The sequence below is a fragment of the Comamonas sp. Z1 genome, from assembly GCF_008121555.1.
Classification (GTDB): domain Bacteria; phylum Pseudomonadota; class Gammaproteobacteria; order Burkholderiales; family Burkholderiaceae_C; genus Comamonas; species Comamonas thiooxydans.
In genome coordinates, this window is the sequence record NZ_VOQT01000023.1 from 1 (window position 1) to 21277 (window position 21277).

General features: G+C 69.0%; 20 protein-coding genes. 18 read left to right on the forward strand and 2 right to left on the reverse strand.

From position 1 onward, the window contains the following. Nucleotides 1–84: 84 nt before the first annotated feature. From FSY45_RS24375 to FSY45_RS24400, 6 genes are all read left to right on the forward strand, one after another. Nucleotides 85–645 carry a branched-chain amino acid ABC transporter permease gene (locus FSY45_RS24375; protein ID WP_187427609.1) on the forward strand — a complete coding sequence of 187 codons (561 nt, stop codon included), beginning with the start codon at nucleotides 85–87 and terminating at the stop codon, nucleotides 643–645. Next, nucleotides 642–1400, forward strand: coding sequence for an ABC transporter ATP-binding protein (locus FSY45_RS24380; protein WP_017404452.1), 759 nt, complete (start codon nucleotides 642–644; stop codon nucleotides 1398–1400). Before FSY45_RS24375 ends, FSY45_RS24380 begins: the two co-directional genes overlap by 4 nt. Further along, nucleotides 1397–2101, forward strand: a complete 705-nt coding sequence (locus tag FSY45_RS24385) for an ABC transporter ATP-binding protein (RefSeq protein WP_017404451.1) — start codon at nucleotides 1397–1399, stop codon at nucleotides 2099–2101. Before FSY45_RS24380 ends, FSY45_RS24385 begins: the two co-directional genes overlap by 4 nt. A 69-nt stretch (nucleotides 2102–2170) precedes the next feature. Beyond that, nucleotides 2171–3355, forward strand: a complete 1185-nt coding sequence (locus FSY45_RS24390) for an ABC transporter substrate-binding protein (RefSeq protein ID WP_017404450.1) — start codon at nucleotides 2171–2173, stop codon at nucleotides 3353–3355. Nucleotides 3356–3459: 104 nt separating this feature from the next. Next, a complete protein-coding gene (locus FSY45_RS24395; protein WP_227472697.1) occupies nucleotides 3460–4974 on the forward strand; it encodes an aldehyde dehydrogenase in 1515 nt (504 codons plus the stop codon). Nucleotides 4975–5021: 47 nt separating this feature from the next. Then, nucleotides 5022–6077 carry a zinc-binding dehydrogenase gene (locus tag FSY45_RS24400; protein ID WP_017404448.1) on the forward strand — a complete coding sequence of 352 codons (1056 nt, stop codon included), beginning with the start codon at nucleotides 5022–5024 and terminating at the stop codon, nucleotides 6075–6077. 100 nt (nucleotides 6078–6177) lie between these two features. Here the strand turns inward: FSY45_RS24400 and nadC are convergent, their stop codons facing one another. Further along, nucleotides 6178–7035 (reverse strand): carboxylating nicotinate-nucleotide diphosphorylase, encoded by an 858-nt coding sequence (gene nadC, locus FSY45_RS24405; protein WP_103738775.1) that lies wholly within the window; start codon nucleotides 7033–7035, stop codon nucleotides 6178–6180. A 362-nt stretch (nucleotides 7036–7397) separates the two neighbouring features. On the opposite strand from nadC, the gene FSY45_RS24410 reads away from it, so the two are divergent. The 12 genes from FSY45_RS24410 (at nucleotide 7398) to FSY45_RS27945 (ending at nucleotide 19994) form a co-directional block, all read left to right on the forward strand. After that, on the forward strand, nucleotides 7398–7859 hold the full coding sequence (locus FSY45_RS24410) for a bacteriohemerythrin (RefSeq protein ID WP_088167133.1): 462 nt from the start codon (nucleotides 7398–7400) through the stop codon (nucleotides 7857–7859). Nucleotides 7860–7903: 44 nt separating this feature from the next. Beyond that, nucleotides 7904–9223: a Rieske 2Fe-2S domain-containing protein gene (locus FSY45_RS24415; protein ID WP_148748456.1), complete on the forward strand. Its 1320-nt coding sequence runs from the start codon at nucleotides 7904–7906 to the stop codon at nucleotides 9221–9223. 4 nt (nucleotides 9224–9227) lie between these two features. Next, a complete protein-coding gene (locus tag FSY45_RS24420; RefSeq protein ID WP_026062142.1) occupies nucleotides 9228–10217 on the forward strand; it encodes an ABC transporter substrate-binding protein in 990 nt (329 codons plus the stop codon). A gap of 32 nt (nucleotides 10218–10249) precedes the next feature. Beyond that, nucleotides 10250–11227 carry a tripartite tricarboxylate transporter substrate binding protein gene (locus tag FSY45_RS24425; RefSeq protein WP_017404443.1) on the forward strand — a complete coding sequence of 326 codons (978 nt, stop codon included), beginning with the start codon at nucleotides 10250–10252 and terminating at the stop codon, nucleotides 11225–11227. 9 nt (nucleotides 11228–11236) lie between these two features. Continuing rightward, nucleotides 11237–12214, forward strand: a complete 978-nt coding sequence (locus FSY45_RS24430; RefSeq protein WP_017404442.1) for a PDR/VanB family oxidoreductase — start codon at nucleotides 11237–11239, stop codon at nucleotides 12212–12214. Continuing rightward, nucleotides 12211–13389, forward strand: coding sequence for a Gfo/Idh/MocA family protein (locus tag FSY45_RS24435; protein WP_148748457.1), 1179 nt, complete (start codon nucleotides 12211–12213; stop codon nucleotides 13387–13389). Before FSY45_RS24430 ends, FSY45_RS24435 begins: the two co-directional genes overlap by 4 nt. A gap of 185 nt (nucleotides 13390–13574) precedes the next feature. Continuing rightward, the gene (locus FSY45_RS24440) at nucleotides 13575–14495 is read left to right on the forward strand and encodes a LysR family transcriptional regulator (protein ID WP_017404440.1); all 921 of its coding nucleotides are present in this window, start codon (nucleotides 13575–13577) and stop codon (nucleotides 14493–14495) included. Between the two features lie 179 nt (nucleotides 14496–14674). Further along, nucleotides 14675–15649 carry a tripartite tricarboxylate transporter substrate binding protein gene (locus tag FSY45_RS24445; RefSeq protein WP_026062140.1) on the forward strand — a complete coding sequence of 325 codons (975 nt, stop codon included), beginning with the start codon at nucleotides 14675–14677 and terminating at the stop codon, nucleotides 15647–15649. Nucleotides 15650–15658: 9 nt separating this feature from the next. Next, complete coding sequence (locus FSY45_RS24450) at nucleotides 15659–16828, forward strand: alpha-hydroxy acid oxidase (protein WP_059400358.1); 1170 nt, start codon at nucleotides 15659–15661, stop codon at nucleotides 16826–16828. A 675-nt stretch (nucleotides 16829–17503) separates the two neighbouring features. Further along, on the forward strand, nucleotides 17504–18007 hold the full coding sequence (locus tag FSY45_RS24455; RefSeq protein ID WP_017404454.1) for a MarR family winged helix-turn-helix transcriptional regulator: 504 nt from the start codon (nucleotides 17504–17506) through the stop codon (nucleotides 18005–18007). A 376-nt stretch (nucleotides 18008–18383) separates the two neighbouring features. Continuing rightward, on the forward strand, nucleotides 18384–19667 hold the full coding sequence (locus FSY45_RS24460) for a citrate/2-methylcitrate synthase (RefSeq protein WP_017404455.1): 1284 nt from the start codon (nucleotides 18384–18386) through the stop codon (nucleotides 19665–19667). 162 nt (nucleotides 19668–19829) lie between these two features. Then, entirely contained in the window at nucleotides 19830–19994 is a 165-nt protein-coding gene (locus tag FSY45_RS27945; RefSeq protein ID WP_172739421.1) for a hypothetical protein, read from the forward strand. A gap of 16 nt (nucleotides 19995–20010) precedes the next feature. Here the strand turns inward: FSY45_RS27945 and FSY45_RS24465 are convergent, their stop codons facing one another. Next, nucleotides 20011–21060 carry an alpha/beta fold hydrolase gene (locus tag FSY45_RS24465; protein WP_199227645.1) on the reverse strand — a complete coding sequence of 350 codons (1050 nt, stop codon included), beginning with the start codon at nucleotides 21058–21060 and terminating at the stop codon, nucleotides 20011–20013. Nucleotides 21061–21277: the final 217 nt, after the last annotated feature.

The following is a 21277-nucleotide window of genomic DNA, read 5'->3' on the forward strand; positions in this document are numbered from 1 at the left end:
GGCCACCATACCCGTTTACAAAGCGAACAGGAAAGTCAATGAAATCAACGGTCTACCCAGACCACCCCCGCGCCAGTGCTAGCTTTGCGTACCGTCACTTATTGCACTGAAAACGAGGAGACCCCGATCACCGGGTCGAGCGTGTTCTCCGGGGGGCTGGACCTGGGCAGCCGGCCCGTCCTGTACTTCGCCTCCCTGGGCGCCCTGGCGCTCGCCTCGCTCGGGTTCGTGCGCATCAAGGGTTCGCGCTTCGGCTTGGTCCTGGCGGCCGCGAACCAGAGCGAGCAGCGCGTGGAGGCGTCGGGCTTCAGTGTCGATCGCTACCGGCTGGCGGCTTTCGTGCTCGCCGCGGCGGTCTGCGGCTTGGCCGGGTTCCTGAACGCCAACCTCACCAGCTTCGTGACGCCCGACCTCACGAGCTGGAAGCTGTCCGCGGCGCTCATGTTCATGGTCGTGCTCGGCGGCAGCGGGACGGCCTGCGGCCCGGTCCTGGGGGCGGCCGCGTTCGTGCTCATCGAGCAGCTGCTGGGCAGCAAGACTGCCTACTGGGAGTTCTGGTTCGGAGCCTTCCTGATCGTCGCGGTGAGCGGCGGGCGCCGGGGGCTGGCCAGCCTGCTGCTGGGAACCAAGGGAGGTTCGGCATGAGCGCCGCCGTCGCACCGGTGCTGGCCATGGACGGGCTGTTCAAGGCCTTCGGTGGCGTCGTCGCCACCCGGGACGTGTCGCTGGACATCCGCAAGGGCGAGATCCATGCCCTGATCGGCCCCAACGGGGCGGGCAAGACGACGCTGATCAGCCAGCTGTTCGGGGCCCTGCGGCCGGACCGCGGGCGCATCCTTCTTCACGATCAGGACATCACGGGCCTGTCTCCGGCGCAGCGGGCCCGCAGGGGCATCTCGCGGTCCTTCCAGATCACGGCGCTGGCCCGGAGCATGTCCGTGCTGCAGAACGCCGTGCTGGCGATCCTGGCCCAGGACGGGCACGCCTTCAGCTTCTGGCGCTCGATCCAGCGCGACGCCCCGCTGCAAGCGCGCGCGCATGAACTGCTGCGCAGCGTGGGCATGCACGGCAGGGCAGGGGCGCTGGTCGAGAGCCTGAGTCATGGCGAGCAGCGCCTGCTCGAGTTCGCGCTGGCCATGGCCGGCGACCCCGCGATCGTGCTGCTCGACGAGCCCATGGCCGGGCTGGGGCACGAGGAAGGACTGGAGATGACCCAGCACTTGGCCCGCCTGAAAGGCAAGACCACCATCATCCTGGTGGAGCACGACATGGATGCGGTCTTCGGGCTGGCTGACCGGGTCACGGTCCTGGTGGGCGGCACGGTGCTGGCCACCGGCACGCCCGCGGAGATCCGCGCCAACCCGGATGTTCGCAACGCCTACCTGGGGGATGATCTATGACGCTCAGCGTTCAACGTCTCTCGGGCGGCTACGGCGCCAACCGCGTGCTCTTCGACGTGGACCTGTCCATCGGAGAGGGCGAGGTGGTGTGCCTCATGGGCCGCAACGGCATGGGAAAGACGACCACGGTGCACAGCATCCTGGGGCTGCTTCCGAAGAAGGGCGGGAACGTCACGTTCCAGGGCGTCGACATCACCGGCCTGGCGGCCGACCAGATCGCGCGGCTGGGCGTGGGCCTCGTGCCCGAGGGACGGCACATCTTTCCCAACCTGTCCCTGCACGAGAACCTCATGGCGACGGCGGCCAGCCGGACCGCGGGGGCCGCGCCATGGACTGTGGATCGCGTCTACGAGATCTTCCCGAAGCTGCACGAGCGCCGCCTTGCCGCCGGAAACTTGCTGTCGGGCGGTGAGCAGCAGATGCTGGCCATCGGACGCGCGCTGATGACGAATCCCCGCCTGCTCATCCTGGACGAAGCCACCGAAGGGCTGGCGCCCTTGATCCGGGAGCAGATCTGGCGGTGCCTGGCCGATCTGCGCCGCACGGGCCTGGCGATCCTCATCGTCGACAAGCACCTCAAGAAGCTCGTGCATCTGGCGGACCGCTTCTACGTCATGGAGCGCGGCCGCATCAAATGGACGGGGACCGCCAAGGACGTCGAGTCCGACCTGGAAAGGATCTCGGGGCTCATGGCCGTGTGACCCGCGCCGTGGCGCCGGCCCATCCCCATCCCCATCCGCTTTGCTTGTTCCATCAAAGGAGACGATGAAATGAAGATACTGGGCATTTTTCTGGCGCTGGCTGCCGCCATGGCCGCTCCGGCCGGCGCGCAGACGCCGCCGATCAAGATCGGGGTCGTGACGACGCTGACCGGCGGCGGCGCGGTCATCGGCCGGGACGTGGTCGATGCGGTCAACCTGGGGGTCGAGCACATCGGCGGCAGCATGGGTGGGCGCAAGGTCGAGATCGTCTACGAGGACGACGGGCTCAAGCCCGAGCTGGGGCGCCAGAAGACGCAGAAGCTGATCCAGCAGGACGGCGTCGACGTGCTGGGCGGTTACATCTGGAGCAACGTGCTGCTGGCCTCGCGCAAGCCGATCGTCGATGCCGGCAAGGTCGTGGTCAGCGTCAATGCCGGCCCGTCGGACATCGCGGGCAAGCTGTGCTACGAGAACTTCATCGCGATGCACGCGCAGAACGACGTGCTGCCGATGGCGGTGGGCAAGCTCATGAACCTGCGCGGCGCCAAGAAGCTGTACTTCATGGCCCCGAACTACACCGCGGGCAAGGACTTCCTCCAGGCCGTGCGGCGCGTGTACACGGGCGAGGTGGTCGGTGCGGACATGACCCGGTGGGGCGACGATCCGCAGCTCGACTTTTCCGCGGAGCTGAGCAAGGTGAGGGCGTCCGGCGCCGATGCTTTGTTCGCCTTCTACCCGGGTGCCGCGGGCGCTGCCTTCGCGCGGCAGTTCGACCAGTCGGGCCTGGCCGGCAAGACCAAGCTCTTCACGGCCTTCACGCTGGACCAGCTCAACCTGCCGAGCCTGCAGGCCGCGGGCGTGAAGGGCGTGCTTGGCTCGGAAACAGCCGACTTCTGGGCGGCGGACCTGGACAACGCCGAGAACAAGCGCTTCGTCAAGGAATTCAATGCCAAGTACGGCCGCCTGCCGTCGAACTACGCCGCGACGTCCTACGACATGGTCACGCAGCTGAAGGCCGCCGTGGACGAACTGGGCGGCAACACCAAGGAAGCCGCGAAGCTGAGCGCGGCGCTGCGCAAGGCGGCCTACCGGTCCGTTCGCGGGGTCCAGTACCGGATCGGAAAGAACGGCTTCCCGGTCGACCGGTTCGTCGCGGTCGAAGTCGATGGAAGCGGACCCGTCTGGAGCCTCAAGTCCAAGGAGGTCGTGCTCGAGGGCACGGCCGATCCGCACCTGGCGGCTTGTCCGCTGTAGGCGAGAGGCGGCCGTGCCCGGTCGGGTGGCGCCGCCGCGCGGCGCGCCCCCGCAAGGGCCGCCCGTGTCCACCCCGTTTGTTCAGAAAGAGGATCCGAGCCACCATGTCGCAGTCAACTTCGCTGCCGAATCACGAGATGGGCGCCCGCAGCTACGGCCTGCACATTGCCGGCGAGGCCGTCGCGGCCGAGCCGGGACGTACCTTCGAGTCCTTCAACCCCACGACCGGGCGGCGCTGGGGCGACTTCGCCATCGCCGGCGCCGACCAGGTGGACCGGGCGGTGACGGCGGCCGCCAAGGCATTCCGCGGCCCCTGGTCCCGCATGTCCGCGACCGAGCGCGGCCGGCTGCTGATGCGCTGGGGCGACGCGATCGCGGAGAACGCGATGCACATCGGCGCGCTCGAGGCGACGCAGAACGGCAAGCTGGCCTCGGAGATGCAGACCCAGGCGCGCATCGTGCGCGACTGGCTCTGCTACTTCGGCGGCATGGCCGACAAGATCGAGGGCGCGGTCATTCCGGTCGCGCAGACGTCGGTGCTCAACTACACGCTCAAGGAGCCCCTGGGCGTGGTGGCCGTCATCGTGCCCTGGAACTCTCCGACGCTGCTGATGATCGAGTCGGCCGCGCCCGCGCTCGCCGCGGGCAACACCATCGTCGTCAAGCCCAGCGAGGTGACGTCGGCCTCGGCGATCGAGATCGCCCGGCTGGCGGAAAGCGTCGGCATCCCCCCCGGCGTCCTCAACGTCGTGACGGGGCTGAGGGAAACCGGGGAGGCGCTCGTCGGACACCCGCAGGTCCGCAAGATCTCCTTCATCGGCAGCACGGACGTGGGACGGGCCATCGCCGCCGAGGCGGGCAGGAAGCTCGTCCCGTGCACGCTCGAGCTGGGCGGCAAGAGCCCGAACATCGTCTTCGAGGACGCCGACATCGACCGCGCGGAAATCGGGGTGCTGGCCGGGATCTTCGCGGCGGCGGGCCAGACCTGCGTGGCGGGCTCGCGCGCCTACATCCACCGCCGCATCTACGACGAACTGGTCTCCCGCCTGGTGCGGCGGGCGGGCCGGATCGCGGTCGGCGACCCGCTGGCGCAGGCCACCCAGATGGGGCCCGTCGCGAGCAAGGCCCAGCTGGACAAGGACCAGGCCATCGTGCGCGAGGCCGTGGCCGCAGGGGCCAGCGTGCTCTGCGGGGGCGAACGCCTGGCGGTGCCAGGCTTCGACGGCGGCTACTTCTTCGCGCCCACGATCCTGGGCGGGGCGGATGCGGCCAATCCGGTGATCTGCAAGGAGGTCTTCGGGCCGGTCCTCGCGGTCATGCCCTTCGAAGACGACGACGAGGTCCTCGCCCTGGCCAACGATTCGGAGTTCGGGCTGGCCGCGGGGGTGTGGACCAAGGACTTCCGGCGCGCGCACCTGATGGCGCGGCGGCTCGAGGCGGGAACGGTCTGGCTCAACACCTACCGCACGCTGGCCTTCAATTCGCCCTTCGGCGGCTACAAGTCCAGCGGAATCGGGCGCGTCAACGGCACCGAGGCCGTGAACCACTACCTGCAGACCAAGAGCGTCTGGTGCGAGCTCGGCGACGAGGTGCGCGACCCGTTCGCCTTCAAGGCCTAGGCACCCTCCCGGCCGCACAGCCACAGATCCATCGCATAGGAGCCACGATGAGAGGTGTCGTATTTCCCGGGAACCGCAAGATCGAGTACCTCGAGGTGCCGGACCCGACGCCCGGGCCGCTGGACGTCGTCATCGAGATGAAGGCGTCCGGCATGTGCGGCACCGACCTGCAGAACTACCGCAGGCCGCTGGACCAGCCTGCCTACATGCCATCGCTGATCGGCCGCCCGCCCATCGCCGGCCACGAGCCCGCGGGCATCGTCTGCGCGGTCGGTTCGGCCGTGCCGGCGCAGCTCGCGCGGGTCGGGCAGCGGGTCATGGTGCACCACTACCAGGGCTGCAACGCCTGCGCGCACTGCCGCACCGGCTGGCAGCAGCTGTGCCGCAACGTCCAGCCGATGGTGCGCGTGTACGGCAACAACGACGACGGCGGCCACGCGCCCTACCTGAAGGTGCCGGCGAACACCGTGGTCACGCTGCCGGATTCGCTGAGCTTCGAGGCCGGCGCGGCGATCGCCTGCGGAACCGGCACCGCCTACCAGGCGCTGCGGCGCATGCACCTGTCCGCGGCAGACACCATCGCCATCTTCGGGCAGGGGCCCGTCGGCCTGTCGGCCACGCAGTTCGCGCGGGCCATGAATGCGCGCGTCATCGCCATCGACACGAACGAGCAGCGGCTCGAGCACGCACGCCGACTGGGCGCCGACGTGGCCTTCGCCCCGTCGGGCGACGGCGATGTCGCAGAAGCCATCCTGGAGCTGACCGGCGGGCAGGGCGTCGACAAGTCGCTGGAGACCTCGGGGGCGGCATCCGCGCGCAGCGCGGCCATCCGTGCGGCCAAGACCTGGGGGACCTGCTGCTTCGTCGGCGAGGGCGGCGAGGTGCGCATCAACGTCAGTCCGGAGCTGCTGCGCCGCCAGATGACGGTCATGGGGTCGTGGACGTTCTCGACGACCGGCCAGGCCGAGTGCGCCGCCTTCGTCGCCGCCAAGGGGCTCGACGTCGGCCAGCTGTACACCCACCGCTGGACGCTGGACCGGGCCGAGGAGGCCTACCGGCTGTTCGACCAGGGCGTGGGCGGCAAGGGCGTGTTCCTGCTCTGATGGCGGCGGGGCGCCGGTACCGGGGGCGTATGCGGGCCACGGCCCGGCGCACGGGCCCGTCCGGTCGCCGGCATGCGCGCCGACGCGACGCGGTCCCGGCTCAGGCCTCCAGCGGCCGCTCGCTGAAGCGCATCGAGAAGTCGACGGCCGTCACGTCCTTGATCAGCGCGCCCACGGAGATGCGGTCGACGCCGGTCTCCGCGTAGGCCCGCAGCGTCTCGAAGGTGACGCCGCCGGAGACCTCCAGGCTGCAGCGGCCCTGGGCCAGCCGCACCGCTTCACGGACGGTCTCCAGGGGCATGTTGTCCAGCAGCACCATGTCCACGCCCGCGTCGAGCGCTTCCTGCAACTGCCGCAGCGTCTCGACCTCCACCTGGATGAAGGCCACGCGGCCCTTGAGCGCCTGCGCCGCGCGGAACGCGGCCGTCAGGCCGCCCGCTGCCGCGATGTGGTTCTCCTTGATCAGGACGGCGTCGTACAGGCCCATCCGGTGGTTCTGGCCGCCGCCGCAGCGCACGGCGTACTTTTGCGCGGCGCGCAGGCCGGGGATGGTCTTGCGCGTATCTAGGACGGCCGCGCGCGTGCCTTCGACCACCTTGACATAGCGGGCGGTCTTGGTCGCCACGCCGCTGAGCGTCTGCAGGAAATTCAGGCAGGTGCGCTCCGCGGTGAGGAGCTCGCGCGCCACGCCTTCGATCACCACGACGGCCTGCCCGGGCACGCAGGTGCCGCCATCGGGTACGCGCCAGTCGGCCCGCGCCGTCGGCGCCAGGCGGTGCAGTATCTCCTCGACCCAGGGCCGGCCGCAGACGACCGCCGCCTGGCGGCACGTGATGGTGGCCGTGGCGCGGGCGGTCGCCGGGACCAGTTCCGCGGTCAGGTCTCCCGGGCCGACATCCTCGTCCAAGGCACGCTCGACGTCCTGGTGCACCTGCTTCAGAAACTCTCTCTCACTCACGTTCAATCCTTTTTGTTCATCCTGGGGAGGCCGCGTCCCGGCGCGGCCGTGCCGCCTGTGCTTGCGTGGGCCGGCGGAGCGCCAGCCACCGGGGCCACCGGCGCCGGAGCATGGCTTGCGGCCTCACCTCGCTCATGCGCGCGACTGGAGGAGACGTTTGCCCGTCGGCCGAACCGGTGCGCACGCACGCACACGCACCGCCATGCGTACACATCGAGTCCGAGTTTACAAAATTATTAGAGACCAAATGATTCTAGGGAAACCCCGTAGGGAAAACCGTTGCCCGGATCAACGTGTGCCCCTAAAATCATTAGGCGACTAACAAAACGGGGCACCGCCAGACGGTGCCCGCATTCCCCGCCATGAACCCCACTGAAACCTCGGCGCCGATCTGGTCAGACTCGCTACTGCTCGGGCATGCGGCGATCGATGGCGAGCACGAGCAACTGGCCGAGCTGATCGAGCGCATGCGGTGCGCCGCCGCGCCCGAGATGGCGCAGGCGCTGGACGCGGTGCTCCAGCATGCGGCCTCGCACTTCGCGGCCGAGAACGAGTTGATGCGCACGACGGCGTTTCCGCCGCGCGACTGCCACATCAGCGAGCACGAAGCGGTGCTGTCCACGCTGCGCGGCGTGCGTGCCCGCCTGGCGCGCGGGGAGGTCGAGGTGGCCCGCCGCGTGGCGGACGAGCTGGCGGCCTGGTTTCCGCCCCACGTCCAGCACCTCGACTCGGCACTCACCCATTGGCTCTGCAAGCTGCAGCACGGCGCCAAGCCCGTGGTGCTGCGCGTGGGCCGAAAGCCCGAGGCCGCCCTGGCCTGCTAGTTCAACCCCCCTGAAGCAACCACCACTAGAGATGAGATGACATCATGATGACTCACGAAGAGAACGAACTGCTTTGCCGCGTCGAAGGCGACGCCCCGATGGGACGCCTGATGCGCCGCCACTGGATGCCCATCTGCCTCGTGGAAGAGGTGAGCGAACCCGACGGCACGCCGGTGAAGGCGCGGGCGTTCGGCGAGGACCTTGTGGTCTTCCGCGACAGCGACGGCCGGGTCGGCGTCATGGATGAGTACTGTCCCCACCGTCGCGCGTCGCTGGTCTACGGCCGCAACGAGGAGGGAGGGCTTCGCTGCCTCTACCACGGCTGGAAGATGGACGTCGACGGGAACGTGCTGGAGATGGCTTCCGAGCCGGCTTCGAGCGGCATGGTCGACAAGGTCAAGCACACCGCGTACCCCACCAAGGAATGGGCTGGCATGGTGTGGGCCTACATGGGGCCCAAGGAGACCATGCCCGAATTCCAGCCGCCGCCGTGGGCGCCGACGGCGGACACGCGGGTGAGCATCGCGAAAGTGCTGCTGCCGTGCAACTGGGCGCAGATCCTCGAGGGTGCCATCGACTCCGCGCACAGCTCCAGCCTTCACTCCTCCGACATGGTTCCTGCGCGCGTGGACGGCGCGAAGGCCACGGACAAGACCTGGCTGCGCCCGTCCACCGACAAGGCGCCGCGCATGCAGGTGCAGCGCACCGGCTTCGGCTTCCGCTATGCCGCGCTGCGCCGCCCGATCACGAACGCCGCGGAGAACGACTACGTGCGCTCGACGGTGTTCGTGGCACCGGCCACGGCCCTGATCCCGCCCAACAACCTCTACAACGTGGCCAACATCAACGTGCCGATGGACGACACGAGCACGGCGTTCTATTTCATCGCCTGGGGCCACCCGTCGCAGACGCCGGAGACCGACACCTGGCGCAAGTTCCTGCGCCAGACGGTGGGTGTCGACCTGGACCAGAACTACCGCCCCCTGCGCAACGAGGCGAACAAGTTCTGGCAGGACCGCAACGCCATGAAGGCCGGCAACTTCACGGGCATCACCGGCTTCCCGAACCAGGACGTGGCGATGTGGCTGACCATGGGCGCCATCGCCGACCGCACGCATGACCGTCTGGGCGCCAGCGACTTGGCGATCGTGGAATTCCGCAAGCAGATGCTCGAGGCCGTGCAAGCCTTCGACCAGGGGGCGCCTGCCATCGGCACCGGCGCCGAGGCGGCCACGCCGGCCGTCTGCTCCTTCCAGGCCATCGTCCCCAAGACGACCGACTGGCGCACCTACGAGACCCGCTATGTCTGGCTGGACGGCGAAAACCGTCCCGAGTTCGAACCCTCCTATTCCGTGAAGTCCTGATCCCGTGAGCAAACTCCAACTCTCCGTCGCCATGGGCGACTACGACCGCACCCGCGCGCTGTTCGACGGCCGCGTTCAGATCGACGGCGTCGATCCCGTGTACATGCTCCTCAATCCCGAGGAGATGTTCTTCCGGGCGATGCGTAGCGTCGATTTCGACATCACCGAGCTCTCGTTCTCCAGCTACCTGGTGAAGCACTCGCGGGGCGAGTGCCCTTACATCGCGCTACCGGTGTTTCTCTCGCGGGCGTTCCGGCACACGTCGATCTACGTGCGCAAGGACCGCATCCGCGAGCCGGCCGACCTGAAGGGCAAGCGCATCGGCTTGCCCGAATACCAGCTCACCGCCAACGTGTGGGCGCGCGCGATCCTGCAGGACGACTTCGGCGTGCGCCCCTCCGACGTGACCTGGGTGCGCGGGGGCATCGAGACGCCGGGGCGGCCCGAGAAGGTCAAGCTGCAGCTGCCGGACGACGTCCGGATCGAGCAGGCGCCCGAGGGGGCGACGATCTCGCAGATGCTCGACCGCGGGGAGATCGATGGCTTCATGGCGCCGCGCCCGCCGAGCCGGTCGGCGCTCGCCAACCCGAACATCGGCTGGCTGTTCGACGACCCGACCGCGGTGGCCAAGGACTACTACCGGCGCACGGGCGTGTTCCCGATCATGCACGTGGCGGCCGTCAGGAAGGAACTCGCCGCCAAGCACCCCTGGCTTCCCGCCGCGCTCGTCAAGGCCTTCACCCAGTCCAAGGCCGCCGCGCTGGAGCTGCTGTCGGACACCTCGGCCACCAAGGTCACGCTGCCCTTCGTCGAGGAGCAGCTGCAGGCTGCCCGCGAGGCGATGGGGGACGACTTCTGGTCGTACGGCGTGGCGGCCTCGGCCAGGACGCTGGAGACCTTCGTGCGGGCCCACTACGAGCAGGGCCTGTCATCGCGCCACGTGCCGGTCAGCGAGCTCTTCCACCCCGCGACCTACGAGACCTACAGCATCTGATCCCGCACCACCCACAACTGGAGACACCCACCATGAAGCACAAGATCCCCGCCTGGCTGGTTGGCCTGGCCTGCATCGCCCAACTCGCATTCGGCTCCCTGGCCCATGCCCAGGCCTATCCGAGCCGCGCCATCAAGCTCGTCGTTCCCTATGCCGCCGGCGGCCTTCCCGACACGGTGGCGCGCATCATCGCCAAGTCGCTGGGCGATACGCTGGGGCAGGCGGTCTACGTCGACAACCGGCCCGGTGCGGGTGGCTCGGTCGCCGCCTCCGCGATCCTGCAGTCCCCGGCTGACGGCTACACGCTGCTGGTGACCGATGGGCCGATGCTGTCGATCACGCCGTTGATCAACAAGAAGATCACCTACGACGCGGCCAACGACTTCGTGCCGATCGCCCTCGTCGGCAAGGCCCCGCTGTTCCTCGCCGTCAACGCGAACGTCAAGGCGAACACGCTGGACGAACTCGTCGCGCTGGCCAAGGCGAAGCCAGGGGGCCTCAACTACGGCTCCGCCGGCAACGGCAGCATCCACCACCTGACGATGGAGGCGATGAATGCAAGCCTGGGCATCTCGATGACGCACATTCCGTTCAGGGGCAGCGCCGTCTCGGTCCCCGCGATGATCGGCGGACAGGTGGACATGGTGTTCGCTTCGCCGCCGTCGCTCATGGGCTTCGTCAAGTCGGGCCAGGCGCGCCTTCTGGCCACCAATTCGACGACGCGTTCCCCGCTGGCACCGCAGATGCCTACCCTGGCGGAAAAGATCCCCGGCTTCGATTTCGCATTCACGGTCGCGGTGTTGGCGAAGACCGGTACGCCGAGCGAGGTCATCTCCAAGGTCAATGCCGAGATCAACAGGATCGTGAAGGTCCCCGAGGTCATCGAGCAGCTGCGCACTGCGGGCGTCGACCCGGCGGGCGGAACGCCCGAACAGCTCGCGCGGGCGCTGCGTGCAGAGAAGGCCCAGGTGACCGACGCCGCCGCGCGGGCGCAGCTGAAGGCCGAGTAGTCGCGCGTCATGACGCTCACCACACCCCAAACCCATTCCGACACGCAGATGCCGTTGCGCGTGGCGCGGATCCTCGACGTGGCGCGCGACATCCGCAGCTTCGAGCTGGTACAGCCCGATGGCAGCGAGCTGCCGCCGTTCACGCCGGGATCGCACGTCAAGGTCCAGGCCCCCAATGGCATGCTGCGCAAGTATTCGCTGTGCAACGATCCCGCGGAGCGCCACCGCTACGTCATCGCCGTCAAGCGCGATCCGGAGGGGCAGGGCGGCTCGCTCTCCATGCACGAGGAACTGCATGAGGGCGATACGCTGCCCACGTCGCTGCCTTCGAATGCCTTCCCGCTGGTCGAGAACGCCAAGGGCTACCTCTTCGTCGCGGGCGGCATCGGCATCACCCCGATCCTGTCCATGATCCGCTCGTTCGGCGAACTGCCGCCGGCACCGTGGAAGCTCATCTACCTGACGCGCTTTCCCGAGACTGCGGCCTTCCGCGAGGAGCTCGGCGCCCCCGAGCTCAAGAGCCGCGTGCGGATCCACCACAGCCACGGGGACCCCGCGCGCGCCTTCGACCTCTGGCCGGTGCTGGAGAAGCCCAACACGGCCCACGTGTACTGCTGCGGCCCGCGCGCGCTGATGGAGGCGGTGCGCGACATGACGGGCCACTGGTCGCCGGCCAACGTGCACTTCGAGAGCTTCAACGAGGGCGGGGGCGTGCGGCCCGACGACAAGCCCTTCTTGGTGAAGCTGGCCAGCTCAGGCGCGGCGTTCGAGGTGCCCGTCGGCAAGTCCATCCTGTCGGTCCTCCACGAGCACGGCTGCAACGCGGCGTCCTCGTGCGAGAGCGGCACCTGCGGCACCTGCCGCACGAAGCTGCTGAGCGGCGAGGCCGACCACCGAGACATGGTGCTGCTGCCCGAGGAGATGGACAGCCAGATCATGATCTGCGTCTCCCGGGCCAAGTCCGACGAACTGGTGATCGACCTGTGAACGCCGGCCGCCCACTTCGACTCGGCGTCGCCGGACTCGGCCGCGCCTTCACGCTCATGCTGCCCACGCTCCAGCGCGACGCGCGCGTGCGGCTGGTGGCGGCCTGCGACCCGCGCGAGCCGGCGCGCGAGCGCTTCGCGAGCGACTTCGATGCGCCGGTGTACCCGGACATCGAGGGCCTGGCGTCCAACCCGGACGTCGAGGCGATCTACATCGCCAGCCCGCACCAGTTCCACGCGGAGCAGGCGCGCATCGCCGCCCGGCACGGCAAGCACGTGCTCGTGGAAAAGCCCATGGCGCTGTCCCTCGGCGACTGCAACGCGATGATCCGGGACTGCCGGGACGCCGGCGTGCACCTCATCGTCGGCCACTGCCACAGCTTCGACACGCCGTACCTGCGCGCGCGCGAGATCGCCCTGGGCGGTGAGTTCGGGCGGGTGCGCATGATCCACGCGCTCAACTACACCGACTTCCTCTACCGGCCGCGGCGTCCCGAGGAGCTGCGCACGGAGGAGGGCGGCGGCGTGGTGTTCAGCCAGGCCGCCCACCAGGTCGACATCGTGCGCCTGCTGGCCGGCACGCGGGTCAGCCGGGTGCGCGCGATCACAGGCGACTGGGACCCCAGGCGCCCGACCCAGGGCGCCTATTCGGCCCTGCTGTGGTTCGAGGGCGGGGCGTTCGCCAGCGTCAGCTACAACGGCTACGGGCACTTCGACTCGGACGAATGGTGCGGCTGGATCGGCGAGATGGGCGCCGAGAAGTCGCCCGAGGCGTACGGCGCCGTGCGCCGCAAGCTGGCGACCGTGGGTTCGCCGGAGGAGGAGGCGCGCCTGAAGGCGGCCGGCACCTATGGCGGGCCCGGCTACGTGCCCGCGTCCGCGGGCGCGCCGCCGGCGTGGCACCAGCATTTCGGGCCGGTCGTGGTGTCCTGCGAGCGCGGCGATATCCGTCCGTTGCCCGACAGCGTCTGCGTGTACGGGGACCTCACGAAGGAGCGGCGGCCGCTGGGCCGGCCCGCGGTGCCCCGCTTCGAGGTCATCGACGAACTGTACGAGGCCGTGGTGAACGGGACCGCGCCGCTGCATGACGGCGAATGGGCGCGCTCCACGCTGGAGGTGTGCCTGGCGCTGCTCGAGTCGGCGGGCTCGGGCAAGGACGTGGAGCTGCTGCGCTGAGGCGGCGCCCTTGCGTGCGCCGTGGCGCTCCGCGTGCAGGCCGTGGCCGGAGAAGGCACCGGCGCGTGCGGGCCGCCGGGGGCGGTCCAGGCGCCACGGCCCGCACCTCGCGGCGGCCCGGGTTTCATGGCGCGCCGCGCCAGACCGGGGAGATTCCCATCGATCCAGCCAAAGGGTAGGCCAAGATGCAACCGTCCCACGAGGACCTCAATTTGCTCGTCGTCTTCGAGGCGCTCATGGAGACCCGCAGCGTCTCCAAGGCCGGCGAGCGGCTGCAGCTGAGCCAGCCCTCGATGAGCCACGCGCTGTCGAAGATGCGCAAGGCGTTCGACGACCCCATGTTCGTGCGCGTCAAGAACGAGATGCAGCCGACGGCAAAGGCGCTGGAAGTCGCGGAGCCCATCCGCCAGGCCCTCGAGCTGGCACGCCGCCAGATCTTCTCCAAGGTGGCGCTGGACCTGCGCACCTCGTCGCGCCTGTTCACGATCTGCATGACGGATGTCGGCGAGACCTGCTATCTGCCGATGGTGATCAATGCCGTGCGCAAGCAGGCGCCGTGCGTGCGGCTGCGGACGGTCTCGCCGATCGTGGAGAAGCTGGAGGAGGGGCTGGAATCGGGGGGCGTCGATCTCGCGATCGGGTACTTCCCCGACATTAAGAACGGCGGCGTCTTCCAGCAGCGGCTCCTGCGCAACAGCGGGTTCATGTGCATCACGGGCAACAAGGAATTCGCCGCGCGCGGCGAGCTGGACCTCGCTTCCTTCCAGTCGGCGCTCCACATCGCAGTGCGAACGGAAGGCCGCAGCCAGGAGGTCATCGAGAAGGCCATGGCCGCGATGGGTATCCACCGCAACGTGGTGGCCACGATTCCCCACTACCTCGGCCTGCTGACCATCATCCCGCAGACCGGCCTGACGGCCATCATTCCCATGGACCTCGCCGGCGCGTTCGAGGGCAAGGAAGGCATCGCGGCCCTGCCGCTGCCGTTCGCATCGCCCAGCGTGGAGGTGATCCAGATATGGCACAGGCGCCAGCACGAGGATCCGGCGCACCGCTGGCTGCGGACACTGGTGCGGGACACGCTGCAGAGGCGGGTGCTTGACTAGGAGCGTGCCGTCATGCAGCCGGCCACCTTCCCCACGCGTGCCGCGGGCGGCGCTTCGCTTGTTCCCAGGTCGGCGGGCCAGTCCGCTGGACCGAGCATCCGGGATCGCCCCGGAGGCACCCGGCCGGGCGCAAGCGCCGGGATCCTTTCCGCTTCCAAGAACCATTCAGGAGATACCTCATGAGATTTCGCATGCTGTCGCTCGTCGTCGCGAGCCTGGCCTTGCAGCTGCAGCCGAGCGCCCAGGCGCAGAGCGCCGCCTACCCCACGAAGCCGATCCGCCTGTTCGTGGGCGCGCCGGCCGGCGGCCCCACGGACGTGATCGCCAGGTCGCTCATCCAGCAGATGGGGGATTCGCTGGGGCAGCCCGTAATCGTCGAGAACCGGGGCGGGGCCGCCGGCACGCTCGCGGCCGGCATCGTCGCGAAGTCTCCGGCCGACGGCTACACGCTGATCGTGACGCCCTCGGCGCACGCCTATGCGGCGAGCATGTACGACAAGCTCCCGTTTGATCCCGTGAAGGATTTCCGGCCGGTGGGGCAGATCGGCATGATGCCCCTCGTGGCGATTGCGAACAAGGCCTTCCCGGCGGGGTCGCTGCGCGACCTGGTCGAGCGCGCCAAGGCCCAGCCCACCGCCGTGAACTACGGCTCGAGCGGCACGGGTTCCGCCCATCACCTGGCGGGCGAGCTATTCAAGCTGCGCACGGGCATCCAGATGACGCATGTGCCCTACAAGGGCAGCGCGGGATCCATCACGGACCTCATCGCCGGCCAGATCCAGGTGATCTTCGAGCCGCTCGTGTCGGCGTTGCCGCAGATCCAGGCCGGCCGCGTGAAGGCGCTGGCCGTCATGGGCGAGAAGCGCTCCCCGGCCCTGCCGGACGTGCCGACCCCCGGCGAGGCCGGGCTGCCCGGCGTGGAAGCCAGCGCCTGGTACGGGATCATGGCGCCGGCGGGCACGCCCGACACGGTCGTCGCCAAGCTGACCGCGGCGCTGAACAAGGCCCTGGCCGACCCTTCCACGCGCGCGAGCCTGCAATCGCAGGGCGTCGACGTCACGCCCGGGCCGCCGCAGATGTTCATGGACCTGATCACCAGCGAGATCGCGCGCTGGCGGCCGATCATCCAGGCGGCGGGAATCCGCGCGGAGTAGGCGAGGCGCATGCATTCACACCGCAAACTGCAGCCTCCGTCGGTCGTCAACATCGAGGATCTCCGCCGGCTGGCCAAGAGGCGGCTGCCGCAGGTGATCTGGGACTACCTGGAAGGCGGCGCGGAGGACGAAGTGACGCTGCGGCGCAACCGCGCCGCCTTCGACCGCTATCACCTCCTGCCGCGGATGGTCACGGGCAAGGGCTCGCGCGACCTGTCCATCACGCTGTTCGGGCAGCGGCTCGCGGCGCCCTTCATGATCGGGCCGACGGGCCTCAACGGCATCTACGTGCCGGACGCGGACCTCATGCTGGCGCGCGCGGCCGCAGCGGCGGGCGTGGCGTTCTCGCTGTCCGCCGGCTCGAACAACGACATCGAGGCCGTGGCCAGGGCATCGGCTGGACCCAAGTTCTTCCAGCTCTATCCGTGGGGCGGACGCGAGGTCGCGACCAGGCTGCTGGCGCGCGCACACACGGCCGGCTACTGCGCGCTCATGGTCACGGTCGATTCGCTGATCCCGGGCAACCGTGAGCGGGATGTGCGGAACCGATTCGCCCATGCACTGCATTTCTCTCCGCGCATCGTCTGGGACGCGGCGACCCATCCGCGATGGGTCGTTTCCACATGGTTCGCCCGCGGCATGCCGCGCTTCGAGAACCTGGCTGAGTTCCTGCCACCGGGCTCCGACGCGTACGCGCTGGCCGCCTATACCCGCGCGCAGCGCAATCCGTTCTACAGCTGGGAGGATGTCGCCTGGCTTCGCTCGCAGTGGGCGGGCCCCTTGGTGGTCAAGGGCATCCTCACCGCGGACGACACGCGCCTGGCCGCCTCCCATGGGGCGGACGCCGTCGTGGTGTCCAACCATGGCGGGCGCAGCCTTGACGGCTTGCCCGCCACGCTGGACATGCTGCCCTCGGTCGCCGCCGCTGCCGGGGGCATGCCCGTCCTGGTCGACAGCGGCTTTCGGCGGGGCTCCGACATCGTCAAGGCCCTCGCCCTTGGCGCGCGCGGCGTGCTGCTGGGCCGGGCGCCCCTGTACGGCGTGGCTGCGGCGGGGGAGGCCGGCGCAAGTCGCGCGCTCGAGATCCTCCTGCAGGAGACGGACCGCGTCATGGGCTTGTTGGGGGTGGACTCGGTGGACGCGCTGGGGCACCAGCACGTTGGCCTGCAGCCGGCATGACGCGGCGGGAAAAACTGCAGTTTCCCGGCCGGCGCCGGAGAAGGACCGAAGCAGCATCGGCGGCACAGGCCCCTTGGCAGGGGCGGCATAGACCTCCTCGGCGGGGGCGGTGATGCCGCCGGGACCGGCAGTTCGCGATACCCGCAGGCGCAAGCTGCGGGCCGCGTGTCGCAGGCACCGTGGTCTGGTCAAGAGGTGCGCAACTCCCGCACGCGCATCCCGGGCGGCGCAGCCGCGGAGCGGGGCGCTGAAGCCAATCGGCCGCCGCTGTCTCGAGCGGACGGGAAGCCGCTCGCTGAAGGTTGACGCGCCGAAGTGCGCGCGTAGCCTGGTGCCAAGCGTGCGACGCGGGGCGAAAAGTCTATGGCCTGCCAGAACGAAGGCGTTGGGCATCGTCCCGGCATTGCCCGTGCAACCGCATGGTTTTGTGATCTGGATCAGCATGCCGCCTACTGAGAACAGCAGAATGTACGGTGCTATATTTGTGCGGTCCGCTTGGCCTGGGCAGCACCTTTTCAACCTCCTCCCGCTTCTTCGTGTCCGTCGGCTCGTTCATGTACGCCGATCGCCGCTGTCTTGCAGGGGGTCGGCCGGGCAGAGCGTCCGTTGGGATGCATTGAGGAATGAAAATTGGCAAAAAAGGCAGGGAAAGAGTCGGCGGAGGTAGCGAGCCGTATGCTGCAGCACTGGCATGAGGGCGTTCCCGACGACCGTTTAGCGCATCTGGTGAAGGACGCGACGCGCTCCTTTCTTCGATCGCTGCAGACCCGTCTTGCGCGCCACGACGTCCAACTCGGCCATTGGACCTTCCTGCGGATTCTCTGGGAGAAGGATGGGCTCACCCAGGCAGAACTGAGCGCGGAGGCCGGTGTGATGGCGCCCACCACGGCGATCGCCCTGAAGGCCATGGAGGAGCTCGGGTACGTCCTGCGAAAGCAGCGTCCCGACAACCGCAAGAGCATCTACGTTTTCCTGACGCCGGCGGGCAAGCGCCTCAAGGCGAAGCTCGTGCCCTTGGCCGAGGAGGTCAACGCGCTCGCCATCAGATCCCTGACGGATGCCCACATCAGCATCGTGCGGCGCTCGCTGCTGAAGATCATCGACAACCTGGCGAGCGACGAGTGCATTCAGGATGATCCGAAGCGGACAGGCGCCGCTCAGTCATCCGCAAGACCGTAGCCCGCGCTGCCGATGGCCGCGCCCTGGGTGCGGCGCGCCATGGAAGCGCACCGCGCCTCGCGGCAGTGCCACGCTCTCCCCAATCCCTCAAATGCATCGGTCCCGCCGCGGCGCAGTGCGCCCGAGCGGCCAGCCGCGCCGCATCGGTCTCGATGTGGGTCGACGAGTCGACGATGCCACCCAGTGGACCCCGCGCGCCACAGGCGAGTGGCATGGATGCCCCATGGAACGCACGCCGGAACCCGCCGGGCCAGTGCCGCCGTCTTCTGCCTGGCAGCCTGTGAGATAATTAGAGACCTAATGATTAGACCTACGGAGACATAGCGCGGTTTCGGGATTTACGTGCCGTCGAACGCTGGAATCGCGCGGAGCCCACATGAGCACATGCCCCGATCCCACGTCGTGCCGGCAGCCGGATTTCCTGGATGCGAAAGCCAGTCTTGCCCTTCTGGGCGTCCGCCCGCAGACGCTCTACGCCTATGTGAGCAGGGGGGCCATCCGCAGCGTGCCCCAGCCCGGAACGAAGGCGCACCTGTACAGCCGCTCGGACATCGAACGGGTCATGGCGCGCGCGGCCGCCCGTGCAGGCCATGCCGCGGCGGCAGCCGGTGCGATGGACCATGGGCCGCCCATCGTCAGCAGCGGTATCACGGAAATCACCGAGGCGGGTCCAGCCTACCGGGGCTACTTGGCCTGCGACCTCGCGCGGCAAGGCGTTCCGTTCGAGCGGGTCTGCGAATTGCTCTGGGGCGCTCCTCTCGATGTCGCGAGGGCCGGCGCCTGGAGAATCCCTCCGCGCGACCAGGCACTGGCCCGCGAGGCCGGTTTGCGGATACTGCACGGTACCGATCCTCACCGCGTGTACGGATCGCTCGCGATGCTGGCTCTCCAGTTGGAGCGCAGCCGCAGGATGTCGGGCGGTGGGGGTCTGGACGCGGGCGTCGTGCAAGAGGCGCGCTTGCTGATCTGTGCCGTGGCGCAAGCGCTGGGATGCGTCGGCCCGGCCCGCGCGCTGACGCTGCCGGAGCGCTCCGAATCGATCGCTTCGACGCTGATCCGGTCCTTCGGATGCGAAACCACGCCAGCGCGGATCCGCGCGGTGAACGCGCTGCTCGTGCTCCTCGCGGACCACGAACTGCCGCCGGGCACCCTGGCCGTCCGGGCGGCTGCCTCGGGAGGCGCGAACCTTTTCGACTGCATTGCCGTGGGCATCTGCGCAAGCGCCGGGACCGAGATCGCCGGGCACTATGCGGTCGTGGACCGGTTCCTCACCGCAAGGCCGTCCGCGACGGCGCTGCGCGACAAGGCCCTGCGCCTGCACCAGCGGGCGCAGCGGATCCCCGGCTTCACGCATCCGCTCTACCTGGGCGGCGACCCGCGCGCGAAGCACCTGCTCGCCATCGCCACCGAACTGGCTGACGACTCCTTCAACATGCGACAGGTCGCCGACTTCGTCGGTTGGGCGAAGGAGAATCTCGCGGACCATCCAAGGCATGAGTTCGCCGTCGTCTGCCTGGTGCGGGCGCTCCGGCTTCCCGTCTGGTCGGCAGCGGTCTTCTTCCTGGTGGCGCGCATGGCCGGCTGGGCTGCGCATGTGCAGGAGCAGCGCGGCGTGACCGGCCTCTGGCGGCCGCGCGCCCGTTACGTCCCCCGCCCATGAGCGTGGCAGGGCCCGTGCGCGTCGCTAGCGCCGCCCTGTGTCGCTCGGAGCCGAGAGGCGATCCTCTGGAGGAGCGGACTGGACGCCGGGCATTGCGGGCCCGCGGCAACCGGCCTGCCGCTGCGAACTCGTGCGTCTCCCTCTTTGCGAGGGGCAGCCCCGATGACGGCGATGGCCACTCCGCATTTGCGCTGCCGCCTGCTAAGCGGTGCGTCCGCGCGGTGGTGGTTGGAAGAGGGCATGGTGCGGGTGGAAGACCTGCCGCGCGTCACCGACCTGGCCTACTCCAACAGCCTGCGCCGCTGGATCACGGCGGAGTTGGCCTGAGCACTGCCCGGAGGTACTAGGACGCCGAGGCGCTGAATTTGCCGGTCTGCAGCCAGGCGGCAATACCGGCTGCCAACTGGTCGCTGTTGCTCTCCATCATCATCATGTGGCCGTTGCCCTGGATGCCCCGGTCGCCCAGCGGAATGAATTCCGCGCGCGCCCCGATGTCGTTCAGCCAGTCGACGATGGGCTTGTCGATGGCGGCCGTGTGGTCCGCGTCGTTGGTGCCCATGATCAGGGCCACGCGCTTGCCCTTGTAGCCCGAGGGGTCGGTCACACGGGGCGCGCTGTTCTCATAGTTCACCCGCTCTAGCAGCAGGCGGGGCGGAATGACGGTCAGGCTGGCCAGGTAGCTGTCCAGGTGCTCGCGCGGGAAGCGCGTGCTGCTGCCGACCAGCTTCTTCGTGGCCCAGCCCGGTTCGGCAACGAAGGGCAGCTTGCGGCTGAGCTTGAGCACCGGAGCGCCGGGTGCCAAGCGGACTTCCACGTCGTCCGACGTGCTGGACAGGAACTCGGTCGGCGCGCTGACGTTGGCCGGCCCGCCAGGTGCGATTGCCACCAGGGAGACGATGCGGTCGCCGAAGAGTTCGAGCAGCTTCCAGCCGAAGGGGCCCGACATCGAATGCGTCATGACGATCGCCGGGCGGTCCAGCGTGGCCAGCACCTTGCCAAGGCCCTTCACGACCGTCTCGCCCGACAGGTCGTCGTAGGGGATGTAGCCGCTGCGACCGGTGCCTGCCCAGTCAGGGACCACCACCTGGTAGCCCTGGGCTGCGAAGAAGGGCGCCCAGCCCGGGCGGCCATCGGCGGTCGCCATGTAGCAGGAGCCGGTGTGCGCCCCGCCGTGGATCAGCACCATGGGCGGCTTGCGGGTCTTCGCGACCGGCTCCAGAACCTCGTAGTAGGTCGAAGGACCGGCCACAAAGCCGCTGCGCACCCGCACGGCGGCGTGGGGGGGCGTGCTGGCGCCGGAGGCGCCGGTGCTGGTGGCCGCGGCTAGGACGGCACCCATGCCAGCACTGGTGCGGAAGAACCTCCGGCGGGAGGCGGGGGGCGTGTTGTGCATCTTGTCTCCTGGTTCTCTGTGGCATTGGCATCGACTCTGGCAGTGCAGGACGGTCGCCGGAGCGTCTGGCGAGGACGGCCCAGCGCGGCCAGGCCATGCCGACCATTATTGTTAATCGACTAACAATATGAAAGCTGGGGCGAACCCTGTTGTGCGCTGTCCAGCCGCCGCGACAGCACCTGCACCTCCTCACTGAACGTGGGCGGAGCGACGCCCT